We start from the raw sequence: 516 nt of genomic DNA, 5'->3' as shown, positions 1-516 counted from the left end.
GCCTGAGCCATGTTGTAAAATCGTTAGAGCAGTAACAGGAACAACTAAGCACCTACGCAGAGTTGGACTTCGAGGAAAGAATAAGCCTGCTTCTGGAAAGTGAAATCTTGAATCGTACTCAGACCAAAATCCAACGTCTAAAGCGACAAGCCAAGCTGAGAGTAGATGCGAAGCCAAGCCAACTCATCTACAAAGAAGGACGAAATCTCAATCGTCAACAGATAAGCGAACTTATGACGGGTAGTTATCTTTACAAGCATCAGAACATCTTGATCACAGGCCCAACAGGTGCAGGCAAGACCTATCTTGGCTGCGCACTTGCAACCAGCGCCTGCGACCAACAACAAACGGTCAGATACTACCGATTAACTCGCTTGCTTGATGATCTGACCGCAGGTCGTCTGGATGGTAGCTATCAAAAGCAACTTCAATCGTTGGCTAAGAAAGCTCTACTAATCCTCGACGACTGGGGGATGTAAAAGCTAACCCAAGAGCATGCAGGTCACTTATTAGAAG

1 pseudogene is annotated in these 516 nt (G+C 46.3%); it reads left to right on the top strand.

Annotated features, from left to right (window positions below):
• Positions 1 to 2 precede the first annotated feature (2 nt).
• Positions 3 to 476: pseudogene (locus tag R8O10_RS27570) on the top strand (ATP-binding protein); the annotation flags it as partial.
• Positions 477 to 516 lie beyond the last annotated feature (40 nt).

The sequence above is a fragment of the Vibrio sp. 1727 genome (genome assembly GCF_033344415.1).
GTDB classification, from domain to species: Bacteria; Pseudomonadota; Gammaproteobacteria; order Enterobacterales; family Vibrionaceae; genus Vibrio; species Vibrio alginolyticus.
The sequence above is the reverse complement of the archived record's forward strand: the minus strand, read 5'-3'. Positions and strand labels throughout refer to the sequence as shown.